We start from the raw sequence: 15,514 nt of genomic DNA, 5'->3' as shown, positions 1-15,514 counted from the left end.
TCAGCTTTCCCGTACGTGGGTGTCGGTGCCGAGTGCCAGTTCGACGAGGTCGGCCACGTTCATGTCGTCAATGCGGTCCACGGCGTCCGCCTCGGTCTCCGGCTCCGGGGCGTCGGGCTGGTGCGGGGCCTCGGCCAGCTCCAGCAGGACGTCGAGCAGCCCGGTTTCGCGCAGTTTGCTCAGCGGGATGGTGCGCAGGGCCGACCAGGTGGCCGCCTCTTCGGGGCTCTGCGCGGTCGTCCCACCGCCGGTGTCGAACAGCCGGGTCGTCAGATAGCGGGCGAGGGCCGGGAAGGTGGGGTGGTCGAAGACCAGGGTGGTGGGGAGCTTCAGGCCGGTGATCGCGGACAGCCGGTTGCGCAGGGCGACCACGGTCAGCGAGTCGAAGCCCAGGTCCCGGAAGGACCGGTCGGACTGCAACTCGGCGACGGAGTCGTGGCCGAGCGCCACCGCGGCCTCGCGCCTGACCCGGTCGAGCAGGAGCCGTTCCCGCTCGCCGGTGTCCAGCCCGGACAGTTCGCGGACGAGTTCGGTCGCGTCGTCGCTCTCGGCGGCGGCCGTCTCCGGCTCGGTGAGCGCCTCGCGCGCCTCGGGCACGCCGAGGATCAGCGGCCTGGGGCGGGCGGCGGTGTACGCGGGGGCGAAGTCCTGCCAGCCGATGTCGGCGATGAGCAGGTTGCGGTCGCGGCGGCCCACCGCGTCGGCGAGCGCGGTGATGGCGAGGTCGGGGTCCATCTGCCGGTTGCCGGACCGGCGCAGATGGGTGGCGGTCTCCGCGTCGACCATGCCGCCGCCGTCCCAGGCGCCCCAGGCCAGGGAGACGAACGGCAGGCCGGCGGCGCGGCGTTCGGCGGCGAAGGCGTCGAGGTGGGCGTTGGCCGCCGCGTAGCCGATCCGGCCGGAGTTGCCCCAGGTGCCGGCGCTGGAGGAGAACAGGACGAAGGCGTCGAGTTCGAGGTGTTCGGTGAGGTCGGCGAGGTGGCGGGTGCCGGTCACCTTCGGCGCCAGTACGGCGGCGAGTTCGGCGGGGGTCAGCTCCTCGGCGGGCAGCTCGCGCCCGCTGGTGCCCGCGGCGTGCAGGACCGCGCGGATCGGCGGGCCGTCGGAGCCGATCTTGTCGAACAGGTCGCCGAGGGCGGCACGGTCGGCCAGGTCGCAGGCGGCGATGACGACGTCGGCGCCCGATTCGACCAGTTCGTTGAGCAGTTCGGGCATGCCTTCGGCGGCCTCACCGCGCCGGCTGACCAGGACGATGCGATCGGCGCCGGAACGTGCGGCCCAGCGGGCCGCCCGGCTGCCGAGCGCGCCGGTGCCGCCGGTGATCACGACGGTGTCCCGGGGCTTCCAGGGGGTCGCGGGGCCTTCGGCGGGGGCGCGGACCAGTCGGCGGGCGAGCAGGCCAAAGGCTCCGATCAGCAGCTGTTCCTCGCCGGTGCTGCCGGAGAGCGCGGCGGCCAGGTGGCGGGCGCTGTCGGCGTCGAAGTCGTCCGGCAGGTCGATCAGTCCGCCCCAGCGGCGGGGCTGGTCGAGGCCGAGCACCACACCCGTGCCCCAGACGAGTGCCTGCGCCGGGTGGCGCGGCGGGTCGTCGGGTCCGGACCCCACGGCCCCCGAGGTGGCCAGCCACAGCGGGGCGTCGAGGTCGAGTGCGGTCAGGGCCCGGACCGTGGCCAGGACCGAGGTGAGCCCGGCGGTCACGGCCGGGTGGTCGGGGTGGGGGCTGTCGTCCAGGCCGGTGAGGCAGAGCACGCCTGCGGGGCGCCGGTCGCCGAGCGCGTCCGTGATCCGCCGGGCCACCGCGGGGGTGTCGCTCCCGGTCGTGTCCACGGGTACGTCGATCACGTCGGCGCCCGTCAGGGCCAGTGCCCCGGCCACGGTGTCCGCGAGGGGGTGGTCCCCCTCGGCGGGGCGCAGCACGAGCCAGCTTCCGGACGCCATGCCCTGGTCCGTCGTCGGGACCGGCTCCCACTGGGTGCGGTACCGCCAGCCGTCGAGCGTGGCGCGGACCTGGTGCCCGGTGTGCCAGCGGGACAGCGCGGGCAGCACGGGTTCCAGCTCGCCGCGCGCCAGGCCGGTGTGTTCGGCGAGCGCGTCGAGGTCCTGGTGGCGTACGGCCCGCCAGAACTCGGCCTCGACCGGGTCGGCGGCCCGCGCCTCGGTCTGTTTGAAGTCCGGCCACAGGCGGCGGCGCTGGAAGGCGTACGGGGGAAGGTCGGTGCGGCGGGCTCCGGTGCCCTCGAAGACCTGGGTCCAGTCGACGGTCACGCCCGCCGCGTGGGCCGCGCCGACCGAGCGCAGGAAGCGGGCAGGCCCGCCGTCGAAGCGGCGCAGCGAGCCGAGGGCGACCGCGTCGTCGCGGTCGGCGAGGGTCTCTTCGACGGCGCCGGTCAGCACGGGGTGGGCGCTGACCTCGATCAGCGGTCCGAAGCCCTCGTCGGCGAGCGCCCGCACGGAGTCGGCGAAGCGCACGGGCAGGCGCAGGTTCCGGAACCAGTACGAGGCGTCGAAGACGGGGCCCTCGGCCCAGTCGGCGGTCACGGTGGAGAAGAACGGCACCTCGGGCGCCGAGGGGGTGATGGGTGCGAGGACTTCCGCGAGGCGGTCCTCGACGGCGTCCGCGTGCGGGGAGTGGGAGGCGTAGTTGATCGGGACGGTCCTGGTGCGGATGTCCTGGGCCGCGCACTCGGCGGCGAACTCCTCCAGGGCGTCCGCGTCCCCGGAGATCACCAGGGCGCCGGGGCTGTTGACCGCGCCGATGTGCAGCCGGCCCGCGTACGGGGTCAGCAGTTCCTCGACGCGGGCCTGCGGGGCGGCCACCGAGAGCAGGCCGCCGAGCCCGGCGAGCGCGGTGACCTCCCGGCCGCGCAGGCAGACCACGCGGGCGGCGTCGCGCAGGGACAGGGCGCCGGCGAAGCAGGCGGCGGCGATCTCGCCCTGGGAGTGGCCGACGACGGCGGCCGGTTCGACGCCGTAGGAGCGCCACAGTTCGGCCAGTGACACGGTGACGGCAAAGGTCGCGGGCTGCACCACGTCGTCGCTGTCGAGACCGGGCGCGCCGGGCGCGCCGCGCAGCACGTCGGTGAGCCGCCAGTCCACGAACTCGGCGAGCGCGGCCTCGCAGCGGGCGATGCTCCGGGCGAACCTGGGTGTGGTGTCGATGAGTTCGGCGGCCATGCCGGCCCACTGGGAGCCCTGTCCTGGGAAGACGAACACCGGGCGGCTCGCCGGGCGGGCCACCGCCTCGAGGACGTGCGCGCTGGGTTCGCCGGCGGCGAGGGCCTGGAGCCCGTCGAGCAGTTGGCCCCGGTCGGCTCCGACGATCACCGCACGGTGGTCGAAGGCGGACCGGGTCGTGGCCAGGGTCAGCCCCACGTCCACGGGCGCGCGTTCCTGCACGGCCGGCAGCAGGTGGTGTGCCTGCGCGCGCAGCGCCGGTGCGGTCGGCGCGGACAGGGTCCAGGCGACGGCTGCCGGGGGCGCCGGCTGCTCGTCGGTCCGGTCGTCCCGCGCCTCGGGGGCCTGTTCGAGGATCACATGGGCGTTGGTGCCGCTGATGCCGAAGGAGGACACCGCGGCCCGGCGCGGACGTCCGGTGTCCGGCCAGTCCTGATTGCTGTCCAGCAGCTGCACGGCGCCGGAGTCCCAGTCGACCCGGGTGGACGGCTCGTCCAGGTGCAGGATCTTCGGCAGGACGCCGTGGCGCATGGCCAGGACGGTCTTGATGATTCCGGCGACACCGGCGGCGGCCTGGGTGTGCCCGAGGTTCGACTTGAGCGCGCCGACCAGCAGCGGGGCGCCGTCGTTGCGTTCCCGGCCGTAGGTGTTGAGCAGCGCCTGCGCCTCGATGGGGTCGCCGAGCGGGGTGCCGGTGCCGTGCGCCTCGACGGCGTCCACGTCCGCCGCGTCGAGGCCGGCGTTGGCGAGGGCCTGCCGGATCACTCGTTGCTGCGAGGGGCCGTTGGGGGCGGTGAGCCCGTTGGAGGCGCCGTCCTGGTTGAGGGCGGAGCCGCGTACGACGCCGAGCACGGTGTGCCCGTTGCGGCGGGCGTCGGACAGCCGCTCCAGGAGCAGCAGGCCGACGCCCTCGCCCCAGCCGGTGCCGTCGGCGCCCTGCGCGAACGGCTTGCAGCGGCCGTCTGTGGCCAGGCCGCGCTGCCGGCTGAACTCCACGAACACCGTCGGGGTGGACATCACGGTGGTGCCGCCGGCCAGGGCGAGCGAGCACTCACCGGCGCGGAGGGCTGCGACCGCCATGTGCACGGAGACGAGGGAGGAGGAGCAGGCGGTGTCGACGGTGACGGCCGGGCCCTCGAGCCCGTACGTGTAGGAGAGCCGCCCGGAGGCGACGCTGCCGGCGGTGCCGGTGCCGAGGTGGCCCTCCAGGTCGTGGTCGAGGCCCTGCATCAGGTTCGCGTAGTCGGTGTACATCAGGCCGATGAACACGCCCGTGCTGCTGCCCCGCAGGGAGCGGGCCGGAAGACCGGCCCGCTCGAAGAGCTCCCAGGAGGATTCGAGCAGCAGTCGCTGCTGCGGGTCCATCGCCAGGGCTTCGCGGGGTGAGATGCCGAAGGGGGTCGGGTCGAACCGGTCGGCGCCGGTGAGGAAGCCGCCCTCGGACGCGTAACTGGTGCCGGGCCGGTCGGCGTCCTGGTCGAACAGGGCGTCGAGGTCCCAGCCGCGGTCGTCCGGCATCGGCCCCACGGCGTCCTCGCCGCGCAGCACCAGCTCCCACAGCTGCTCCGGTGTCTCGACGCCGCCGGGCAGCCGGCAGGCCATGGACACGATCGCGATCGGCTCGTCGTCGGCCGTCCCGGTGGCCGCCGGGACGGGCGCGGTCCGGGCGGCGGGCTTCGTCCCGGGGCCGGCCGCCAGGGACTCCAGGTGCTCGGCCAGGGCGGCGGGGGTGGGCCGGTCGAAGATGATCGAAGCCGGCAGCCTGAAGCCGGTCTGCTCGCTGATCGCGTTGCGCAGTTCGACGGCCATCAGCGAGTCGAAGCCGAGTTCGGAGAAGGCCCGGTCGGGGTCGACCGCGCCCGCCGACGCGTAGCGCAGCACGGCGGCGACCCGGGCCCTGACCAGGTCGATCATCCGGGCCGGGCGGGCCGCTGCCGGGCCGGTCGCGGGCCGCTCGTGGCGGACCAGGCCGCGCAGCAGCGCGTGCATCGTCTGGTTGCCGTCCTGCTCGCGCAGTACGGGGAAGTCGAAGGCGGCCGGCACCAGGTTGGCCTCGGGGCGCCCGAGGGCCGTGTCGAACAGGGCGAGCCCTTCGGGGCCGCTCAGGGTGAGGACGCCGAAGGTGGCGACCCGTTGCAGGTCGAGGTCGCTGAGGCCGCCGACCATGCCGTCCTGGCCCTCCCACAGCCCCCAGGCCAGCGACAGGCCCGGGAGCCCTTCCCGCCGGCGCTGCGCGGCGAGGGCGTCGAGGTAGGCGTTGGCGGCGGAGTAGTTGCCCTGGCCGGGGCCGCCGAAGGGTCCTGCGGCCGAGGCGAACTGGATGAACGCCGAGAGGCCGAGGTCCCGGGTGAGCTCGTGCAGGTTGATCGCGCCGTGGACCTTCGGGGCCAGTACGGCGTCGATGCGCTCGGGCGTCAGGGACTGGATGATGCCGTCGTCGAGGACACCGGCCAGGTGGACGACCGCGGTCAGCGGGTGCTCGGGCGGCACGGTGGCGAGCAGCGCCGCCAGCGCGTCCCGGTCCGCCACGTCGCACGCCGTGAGGCTCACCTCGGCGTCCAGCGCGGTCAGTTCGGTGGCGTCCGCGGCGCCGGGCCCGGAGCGGCTGGTCAGCAGCAGGTGCCGGACGCCGTGCTCCTCGACCAGGTGCCGGCACAGCGCGCGGCCGAGCCGGCCGGTGGCGCCGGTGACCAGGACCGTTCCTTCGGGGTCGAGGGCGGGGGCGGTCTCCTCGGGGCGGGGCTCGGGCCGCACGAGGCGGGGCGCGTACCAGCGGCCGTCGCGCCACAGGAGCGACGGCTCGTCGTCCGGGAGGGCCCCGGCCGGGATCTCCGGCTCGTCGTCGGTGGCGTCCACGAGGACGAAACGGTCCGGGTTCTCGGACTGCGCCGAGCGCACCAGGGCCTGCACGGCGGCGGCGACCGGGTCGATGTCCCCGCTCTCGCCGGGCAGCCGTGCCGCGCCGCGGGTGCGCAGCACGAGCGGGGCGAAGTCGTCGGCCGCCGGCTCGGCGAGCAGGCCGTGCAGCAGCGCGAGGGTGCGGTGCAGGGCGTCGCGCACCGCCTCGTGCGGGTCTTCGGCGAGCGCGGGGCCGCCCGGCAGGTCCACGACGTCCGGCAGCCCGCCCCCGGTCGCGGGGCCGGCGGGGACCTCCACCCAGTCGACGCGGAACAGCGTGTCGCGGTGGCGGGGCGCGGGGCGGGGCCGCCCGCCCGCCAGGGGGCGTACGAGCAGTGAGTCGACGGACACGACGGGCGTCCCGGCGGTGTCCGTCGCGGTCAGCGTCAGCGAGCCCTGGCCTGACCGGCCGAGCGTGACGCGCAGTGCGGTGGCACCCGGGGTGTGGACGCTGACGCCGGTCCAGGTGAAGGGGATCGCCCCGGTGGCCGAGGTGTCGGCCGCGAGGGCGGACGCGTGCAGGGCGGCGTCGAGGAGGGCCGGGTGCACGGCGAAGCGCTCGGCCTCGATGTGCCGGGACTCGGGCAGCTCGACGTCGGCGTGGATCTCGTCACCGAGCCGCCAGGCGGCCCGCAGCCCGCGCAGCAGCGGCCCGTACTCGAGGCCGCTCAGGGCGAATTCCTCGTACAGGTCCCCGATGTCCAGGGGCGTCGCACCGGCCGGCGGCCAGACGGCGGGCCCGGATACGGCGGCGTCCGGCGCGGCGGTCAGGGTGCCGGTGAAGTGGCGGGTCCACGGCAGGTCCGGCCGGTCCCGGGCGTCCGTCTGCGGCCGTGCGTAGCCGGTGACGGGGCGGCGGCCCGCGGGGTCCGCGGCGCCGACCACCACTTGCAGGGCGATCCGGTCGTCGGCGTCGAGCGCCAGTGGCTCGGCCAGCACGAGTTCCTCGACCCGGGGAGCGCCCGCCCGGGCGCCGGCGGACAGCGCGAGGTCCAGGAACGCGGTGCCCGGCACCAGGATGCGGTCGGCGACGCGGTGGTCGGCCAGCCAGGGCTGGGCGAGGACGGAGAGTTCGCCGCCGAGGACGAACCCGTCCGCGTCGGCGCGTTCCAGCCGCACGTCGAGGACGGGGTGGCCGGGCTCCGGGTCGCGGCGGGCGACGGGCGCGTCCAGCCAGAAGCGGCGGTGCTGGAAGGCGAAGGTGGGCAGGTCGGCGCGGCGGGCGCCGCTGCCCTCGTAGAACGCGGGCCAGTCGACCGCGATCCCGCTCGTCCAGAGGCGGGCCAGTGTCTCAATGAGGGTTTCGGACTCCGGCCGGTCCCTGCGCAGCAGCGGCTCCACCAGGTTCGGGGCGGGCAGGTCGGCGGCGACGGCGGCGCAGAGCGGGCCGGTCGGGCCCACTTCGACGAACCGCCTGGCACCGAGCGTGCGCAGCCGGTCGATGCCGTCGGCGAAGCGGACCGTCTCGCGCACGTGCCGCACCCAGTGGCCGGCGGTGAACTCCTCGACGGGCCGCCCCGTCAGGTTCGACACGACGGGGATGTCCGGCCTGCGGTACTCCACCGTCTCCGCCACCGCGCGGAACTCTTCGAGCATCCCGTCCATGCGGTGCGAGTGGAAGGCGTGGCTGACGTTGAGGCGGCGGGTGTCGCGGTCGCCGAACCCGGCGGCGACGCGCAGCACTTCGTCCTCGTCGCCGGAGAGCACCACGGAACCGGCCGCGTTGATCGCGGCGATCGAGACGCGCTCGCCGAGGAGCCCGGCGACCTCCGCCTCCGTGGCCCGTACGGCGACCATGGCGCCGCCGCCCGGCAGTGCCTGCATCAGCCGGGCGCGGGCGGCGACCAGTCGGCAGGCGTCCGGCAGGGAGAGGACGCCCGCGGCATGGGCGGCGGCGAGTTCGCCGATGGAGTGGCCGATGAGGTGGTCGGGCCGTACGCCCCAGGACTCCAGCAGCCGGAACAGCGCCACTTCGAGCGCGAACAGGGCCGGCTGGGTGTACTCGGTGCGGTCGAGCAGGCCGGTGTCCTCGAACATGACCGTCTTCAGCGGGGTCCCGGAGCCGGTGTCGAAGTGCGCGCAGATCTCGTCCAGCGCCCGAGCGAAGACGGGGTGGGCGGCGTACAGTCCGCGGCCCGTGCCGGGGCGCTGGGAGCCCTGGCCGCTGAACATGAAGGCGACCGGTCCGCCGAGGGGCGGTCCTGCCACCACGCCGGCTCCGGTGGTCGCGCCGTCCGCGATCGCGGTGAGCGCGTTCCGCAGCTGCTCCGGGTCCGCTCCCACCGCTGCCGCGCGCCGCTCCAGGGAGGCGCGGGTGGTGGCCAGCGAGTAGCCGATGTCCTGGGGGGTGTGCCCGGCGACGCCGGTCAGCAGCCGGCGCGCCTGGGCGGCGAGACCTTCGGGGGTCTTCGCGGAGACCACCCAGGGGACGACGGGGAGCGGTGCCCCGCCGTCCGGCGGGGCGGCGGACTCCGTTTCCGCCGGGGCTTCTTCCACGATCACGTGCGCGTTGGTGCCGCTGACGCCGAACGCCGAGACCCCGGCGCGGCGGGGACGGTCCGCCTCGGGCCACGGCTGGGCCTCGGTGAGCAGGCGTACGCGCCCGGCGGACCAGTCGACGTGCTGGGAGGGCTCCGCCACGTGCAGGGTCTTCGGCAGGCTGCCGTGCCGGATCGCCTGCACCATCTTGATCACACCGGCCACACCGGCGGCGGCCTGGGTGTGCCCCAGGTTCGACTTGAGCGATCCGAGCCACAGCGGCCGGTCCCGGGGGCGGTCCTGGCCGTATGTCGCGATGAGTGCCTGGGCCTCGATCGGGTCGCCGAGACGGGTCCCGGTGCCGTGCGCCTCGACGGCGTCCACGTCGGCGGTGGTGAGCCCGGCGCTCGTCAGCGCCTGCCGGATGACGCGCTGCTGGGAGGGCCCGTTGGGCGCGGTGAGGCCGCTGCTGGCGCCGTCCTGGTTGATGGCGCTGCCACGGATGACGGCGAGCACCGGGTGGCCGTTGCGGCGGGCCACCGACAGGCGCTCCAGGGCCAGCAGGCCGACGCCCTCGGACCAGCCCGTGCCGTTGGCGCCCTCCGAGAAGGACTTGCAGCGCCCGTCCGGTGACAGGCCCCGGTGCCGACTGAACCCCACGAAGGCGACCGGGGTGGACATGACGGTCACCCCGCCGGCCAGCGCGAGGGTGGCCTCCCCCGACCGCAGGGCCTGGCAGGCGAGGTGCAGGGCCACCAGCGACGAGGAGCACGCCGTGTCCAGGGTCACCGCGGGCCCTTCCAGGCCGAGGGTGTAGGCGACACGGCCCGAGGCGATGCTCGGCGAACTGCCGTTGCCGATGTAGCCCTCCAGGCCGCGCGGCGCCTGGCGCACCCGGGTGGCGTAGTCGTTGTACATCACGCCGACGTACACACCCGTACGGCTGCCGCGCAGCGAGGCGGGGCTGATCCCGCCGCGCTCCAGCGCCTCCCAGGAGGCTTCGAGGAGCAGCCGCTGCTGCGGGTCGGTGGCCAGGGCCTCGCGCGGGCTCATCCCGAACAGCTCGGCGTCGAACTCGGCGGCGTCGTGGAGGAATCCGCCCTGCGTGGAGTAGCAGGTGCCGGGCTGGTCGGGGTCGGGGTCGTACAGCGACTTGAGGTCCCAGCCGCGGTCGGCCGGGAACTCCGAGACCGCGTCGGTGCCCTCGGTCACGAGCTGCCACAGCTGCTCCGGCGAGGCGACCCCGCCGGGCAGCCGGCAGCTCATGCCGACGATCGCGATCGGTTCGGAGCTCTTCTCCTCGTACTCCGCGATCTTCTGGCGGGAGCGCTGCAGATCGGAGGTGGCGCGCTTCAGATACTCGCGCAGCCGTTCCTCATTCATGGGACTCATCGGTTTCCCCCTCGTCCGGACCGCGTGGCCTGATGCACGTCGTGCTCCTCCATTCGCCGCTCACGTGCCCAGCCCGGCGGAGAACCGGAAGATCTCCGCGACGGAGGCCATGGGGCGCGCTGATCCCGCCTATTCCGCGATCTTGGTGAACCCGGTCCAGCGGAAGGTCCTCGACGACTGGCCGGCGTTCCCGCCCGCCTCGTCCGAGGGCTCGAAGTGCTGGTAGCCGCCGTAGTACTTGATCTTGATCTTCTGCTGGGCCCGGTCCGCGTCGATGTGCAGCCTCCGCTGGGCCTGCGGGAGGTCCGCCGGTCCGCCGACCAGCTCCACGAGCACCTTCCGCTCGTTGTCGGTCCGCTCGATGCTTCCGCTCATGGGATGCCCCTTCTGTCTGCCGGTTGTATGACGGTGCGTTGTCAGGTGCCGGATGGGTCAGTCCGCGCAGGCGTGCAGGCAGGCGATGAGACTGCGGGCCTGCACATTGAGGTAGTGCCGGTGCTGGAGCAGCCAGGTGATCTGGGGCAGCGTCATCCAGCGGAATCCGGGCGGCTCCTCGTCGGGGTGGTCCTCGCCCACCTCGATGATCATGTAGCGGCTGCGGGAGTGGTGGAAACGGCCGCCCTCCTCCGACATCTCGGCGTCGTACAGCACGCGGTCGGTACGCAGGCGGCGCTCGATGTCGAGCAGCTGCTCGTGAACGGCTCCCCCCAGCCGCGCGTGGTTCTCGGGGGTGCCCTGCACGGTCGGTGCGAGTTCGATGGCGTCGATGTAGCCGGGCTCGATACGGGCGCGCAGCAGCACGTGCAGCACGCCGCCGAACCGCTTGACCAGCAGGGCGGCGATGCCGACCCCGTGCGGTTCGAACAGCGGCTGGCTCCAGCCGCCCACCTCCCGGCTGTTGGCGACGACGTCCACGGCGGTGACGCTGAAGAAGAGTCCGCTCTCGTGCGAGATCGACCAGTCCGACCGCTGCCAGCCGGGCAGGTCCCGCAGGCCGACCACGGTGGAGTCCACGTCGTGGACGGCCTGGTTGGAGGTGATCCAGCTGAGGATCTCGGTCTCGGTGTGCAGGCCGCCCCGCTCCTCGCCGGCTCCGGGCAGGCAGGACAGCACCGTACGGGTGTCCATGTTCACCCGGTGGTCGATGCGCAGCTGCTCCTGCACCTGACCCAGGGTCAGCCAGCAGAAGTCCTCGCCCGCCTCGATCTCCGGGCCGACCTCGATGACCATGTTGCGGTTGCGCTTGCGGTAGAACCAGGCGCCGTGCTCGGACTGCAGCACGTCGGCGATCACGCTGCGCGGCTCGGCGTGGGCGAAGTGCTCCACGTAGGGCACGAGCCGCCCCTGGTGCACCCCGGTGTAGTTGCTCTTGGTGGCCTGCACGGTGGGCGACAGCTGCACCCCGTTGGGGTTGCCCGGTTCCGCCTTCGCCTGCATCAGCAGGTGCAGTACGCCGTCGATCTCGCGTACGGCGATGCCGAGCAGGCCGATCTCCCGCTGCAGGATGATGGGCTGGGACCACTGCCGCACGGGCCCCTCGTCGACCTCCACCTTCAGGCCGGCCACCGTGAAGAAGCGGCCGCTGTCGTGCACCAGGTGTCCGCTGTTCTCGGCGAACGACCAGTTCCGCAGCTGCGCGAACGGGATCCGGTTGACCTCGTGGACCTGCGCGGCGCAGCGTTCGGCGAACCACTTCTCGAACTGCTCGGGGCTGGTGGCCACACCGTCGGTCGCACGCGCCGATTCTGCGAGTCGCGCGCGCAGAGTCGAGTCCGCATGACGCAGAACGTCGGTTCCGGTGGTCCGCGGCATAGTTTCTCCCCCGGTTCGTCTGTCAGTGAGCGCTCCTGTTCCGGTCGGGTGACCGGGGCCGGCCCATGGCGTCGCGTACCAGGTGAACACGGCGGCGGGAACTGACCCAGTGGGGCCGGACCGGTCTAGGTGTTCACTCAGATCCCCGCCGAGGAGCTGCCACGAGGCCGGTCCGCGCACTTCCCTGGATGCCGGACGTGCGCATGGATACGCCGGCTGCCGGAGGCCCGGCCCGAGCACCGCAACCGACCGACGACCGGCTGCCCCGTCATTCCCCCGAAGTCTGGAGAACCCATGAAGCACACGGCACGGCCGGCCTCGTCGCCGAAGAGCACGGCCGTCCGATGACGTACGCCATCGAGACCGAAGGGCTCGTCAAACGGTTCGGCAAGGTCACCGCGCTCAGCGGCCTCGACCTCACGGCCCGCACCGGCACCGTGCTCGGTGTCCTCGGCCCGAACGGCGCGGGGAAGACGACGGCGGTGCGCATCCTGGCCTCGCTGATGCCGCCGGACGGCGGCATCGCTGATCGCGCTGTTCGCCACCGGCATGGCCTGGATCTCGATGCTGGTCGGTCTCGCCGCCAAGTCCGCCACCACGGTGCACATGCTCACCGGGATGCTGGCGATCCCGCTCACTTTCTGCAGCAACGTGTTCGTCAAGACGGACACCATGCCCGGCTGGCTTCAGACCTGGGCCGACATCAACCCGATCTCGCAGGAGGCGACCGCGCTGCGCGCACTGACCTCCGGCGGACCGGTAGGCAACTCGGTGTGGTGGACGCTGGCCTGGTCCGTGGTGTTGACGGCCGTCTTCGCCCCGCCGGCCATTCAGGCGTACCGAAGACGGGTCTGACGTGGCCCCGCGCCGCTCCCAAAGGGGGACGTTCGGATGAAACACGGAATACAGGAACTGGCACTTTTCGGCGGGAGACCGGCGTTCCTCCGGGATCGCCGGGTGGGCCGCCCCAACCAGGGCGACCGTCAGCGGTTCCTCGACCGGATGAACCAGGTCCTGGACAACGAGTGGCTGTCCAACATGGGCCCGTTCATGCACGAGTTCGAGGCGCGGGTCGCGGAGCTCGCGGGCGTGCGGCACTGCGTCTCGCTGTGCAACGCGACCGTCGCCCTGCAGATGCTGGTCGGGGACGAGGCCACCGGCGGCGCCCCCGGCGACGAGGTCATCGTCCCGGCGCTGACCTTCCCGGCCACGGCACACGCCGTGCGGTGGCGCGGGCTGCGGCCGGTGGTCTGCGACGTGGACCCGGTGACCGGGCTGATCGACCCGGACCGGGTCGAGGCGCTGATCACGCCCCGGACACGGGCGATCATCGGCGTCCATCTGTGGGGGCAGGCATGTGACGTGCGGCGGCTGGAGAAGATCGCCGAGACGAACGGGCTGCGCCTGTGCTTCGACGCGGCCCCCGCACTGGGCTGCACCTACGAGGACACCCCGATCGGGGGCTTCGGGGACGCGGAGGTGTTCAGCTTCCACGCCACGAAGATCGTCAACTCCTTCGAGGGCGGGGCGATCGTCACCGACGACGACGCGCTGGCCGCACGCATGCGGGCCGTACGCAACTTCGGCTTCGGACCGGGCGGCAGGGTCGAGGAGGTGGGCACCAACGGCAAGCTGAACGAGGCCGCCGCCGCGATGGGCCTGACCTCGCTCGACGCGCTGGAGGACACCGTCGCGCACAACCGCGCCAACTACGAGACCTACCGGGCCGCGCTCGCCGCGGTCCCGGGGGTGCGGCCGCTGGAGTACGACGCCCGGCACCGCAACACCCACCACTACATGATGGTCACCGTGGACCGGGCAGCCGCCGGCCTGCACCGGGATGTGCTGCTGGACGTGCTGCGCGCCGAGAACATCGTCGCCCAGCCCTACTTCCCGGAAGCCATGCATCAACTTCGGCCGTACGCCGACGAGTCGACCGTGCCGCTCCCCCACGCCGAGGCCCTGTGCGAGCAGCTGCTCGCCCTGCCCACCGGCCCCGGGGTCAGCGCCGACGACATCGGGGCCATCAGCGAGGTCGTGCGGGCCGCCGTCGCCCACGGACCCGAGGTCACCGCACGACGGCATACCGAAACCACCGCGCAATAGCCGGACCGGACCCGGCGCAGCCGTGCCCAGCGCACGCCGGACAGGAGCGAGGAGTGGCTGCCATGGCAGCGAGCACCACCGAGACGCCGGTCGGCAGGGTCAAGCCCAGCCGGCTCATCGGTCTCGAACAGCACAAGGACGCACGCGGCTGCATATCGGTCGCCGAGTCGGAGTGGACGGCCGGTTTCCCGATCCGGCGTGTCTACTTCCTCCACGACCTGACGGGCGGTACGTCCCGGGGCGGGCACGCGCACCGCGAGCTGGAGCAGCTCTTCATCGCCGCCCACGGCGGCTTCACCATCCGGGTGGACGACGGCCACCAGCAGGCCGAGTACCGCCTGGACACCCCCGGGACCGCGCTGTACGTCGGCCCGATGGTGTGGCGGGACCTCAGCGACTTCACCCCGGGCGGGGTCTGCCTCGTACTGGCGTCGCACCACTACGACGAGGCGGACTACTACCGCGAGTACGAGGAGTTCCTGCGAGACAGCCGGAGGCAGGCGTGACCAAGGTTCCCTTCTTCGACCTGCAGGAACTGCATACGGCCACCGGCACCCAGGAGGAGATCGACGCGGCCGTGCTGCGGGTGTCGCGCTCCGGCCGCTACATCCTGGGCCGCGAGCTTGAGGCGTTCGAGGCGGCCTACGCGGCGTACTGCGAGAACACGCACTGCGTCGCGACCGGCAGCGGCCTGGCCGCCCTCGAACTGGCGCTCAGAGCGCTCGGGGTCGGTCCGGGCGACGAGGTGATCGTGCCCGCCCACACCTTCATCGGGACCTGGCTCGCCGTCTCGGCCACCGGGGCGCGCCCGGTGCCCGTGGAGCCGGGCGAGGGGTCGTTCCAGATCGGTACGGAGCTGCTGGAGGCGGCGCTCACCCCGCGCACCCGCGCCGTGATGCCGGTGCACCTGTACGGGCATCCCGTCGACCTGGACGCGGTGGAACGCTTCGCCGAGCGGCACGGTCTCGCCGTGCTGGAGGACGCGGCCCAGGCGCACGGGGCCCGCTACCGGGGCCGCCGGGTGGGCAGCGGGCGCGCCGCGGCCTTCAGCTTCTACCCGGGCAAGAACCTGGGCGCCCTGGGCGACGGCGGCGCCGTCGTCACCGACGACCCGGAGCTGGCCGACCGGATCCGGCTGCTGCGCAACTACGGCTCCCGCGAGAAGTACGTCCACCAGGAGCAGGGCGCCAACTCGCGGCTGGACGAGATCCAGGCCGCGGTGCTCGCCACCAAGCTGCCCCACCTGGACGCCTGGAACGAGCGGCGCCGCGAGGTCGCCCGCCGCTACACGGAGGCGTTCGCGGACCTGCCCGGACTCACCACCCCGGAGGACGCGCCATGGGCGGAACACGTCTGGCACCAGTACGTACTGCGCACCCCGCACCGGGAATTCCTGCGCCGACGGCTGGAGGAGGCGGGCGTGGGCACGCTGATCCACTATCCCGTGGCCATCCACCGCACGCCCGCCTACGCGGGGCAGGGCCTCGAACCGGCCGCCGGCCTGCCGAGGACCGAGCGGCTGGCCGACGAGGTGCTGAGCCTGCCCATCGGCCCCCAGCTGCCGGACTACGCGATCGACCTGGTCGTGGACGCCGTACGGACCGCGCTCACCGCTGTCTAGCGGGAGCCCTAGTCTTCGCCCCGCGCCCTCGAA

General features: G+C 73.5%; 7 protein-coding genes and 1 pseudogene. 5 read left to right on the top strand and 3 right to left on the bottom strand.

Features of this window, described 5'->3' with window-relative positions:
• The 3 genes from E6R18_RS21785 to E6R18_RS21775 form a co-directional block, all read right to left on the bottom strand.
• A complete protein-coding gene (locus E6R18_RS21785; protein ID WP_136318587.1) occupies positions 1-9,933 on the bottom strand; it encodes a type I polyketide synthase in 9,933 nt (3,310 codons plus the stop codon).
• 138 nt (positions 9,934-10,071) lie between these two features.
• Positions 10,072-10,317, bottom strand: a complete 246-nt coding sequence (locus E6R18_RS21780; protein WP_136318582.1) for a DUF5988 family protein — start codon at positions 10,315-10,317, stop codon at positions 10,072-10,074.
• 57 nt (positions 10,318-10,374) lie between these two features.
• On the bottom strand, positions 10,375-11,664 hold the full coding sequence (locus E6R18_RS21775; RefSeq protein ID WP_240799814.1) for an NDP-hexose 2,3-dehydratase family protein: 1,290 nt from the start codon (positions 11,662-11,664) through the stop codon (positions 10,375-10,377).
• Positions 11,665-12,098: 434 nt separating this feature from the next.
• On the opposite strand from E6R18_RS21775, the pseudogene E6R18_RS21770 reads away from it, so the two are divergent.
• The 5 genes and pseudogenes from E6R18_RS21770 to E6R18_RS21750 form a co-directional block, all read left to right on the top strand.
• Positions 12,099-12,281 (top strand): annotated as a pseudogene (locus tag E6R18_RS21770) (ATP-binding cassette domain-containing protein); the annotation flags it as partial.
• A 22-nt stretch (positions 12,282-12,303) separates the two neighbouring features.
• Positions 12,304-12,609 carry an ABC transporter permease gene (locus E6R18_RS21765; RefSeq protein ID WP_240799813.1) on the top strand — a complete coding sequence of 102 codons (306 nt, stop codon included), beginning with the start codon at positions 12,304-12,306 and terminating at the stop codon, positions 12,607-12,609.
• 102 nt (positions 12,610-12,711) lie between these two features.
• The gene (locus E6R18_RS21760) at positions 12,712-13,860 is read left to right on the top strand and encodes an aminotransferase class I/II-fold pyridoxal phosphate-dependent enzyme (protein WP_240799812.1); all 1,149 of its coding nucleotides are present in this window, start codon (positions 12,712-12,714) and stop codon (positions 13,858-13,860) included.
• A 62-nt stretch (positions 13,861-13,922) separates the two neighbouring features.
• Complete coding sequence (locus tag E6R18_RS21755; protein WP_136318579.1) at positions 13,923-14,366, top strand: FdtA/QdtA family cupin domain-containing protein; 444 nt, start codon at positions 13,923-13,925, stop codon at positions 14,364-14,366.
• Entirely contained in the window at positions 14,363-15,481 is a 1,119-nt protein-coding gene (locus E6R18_RS21750) for a DegT/DnrJ/EryC1/StrS family aminotransferase (protein WP_136318578.1), read from the top strand. Before E6R18_RS21755 ends, E6R18_RS21750 begins: the two co-directional genes overlap by 4 nt.
• Positions 15,482-15,514 lie beyond the last annotated feature (33 nt).

It is taken from the genome of Streptomyces sp. A1277 (assembly GCF_004795015.1).
Lineage (GTDB): Bacteria > Actinomycetota > Actinomycetes > Streptomycetales > Streptomycetaceae > Streptomyces.
Note: the sequence above shows the minus strand (reverse complement) of the source record. Positions and strands in the feature narration are given on the sequence as shown.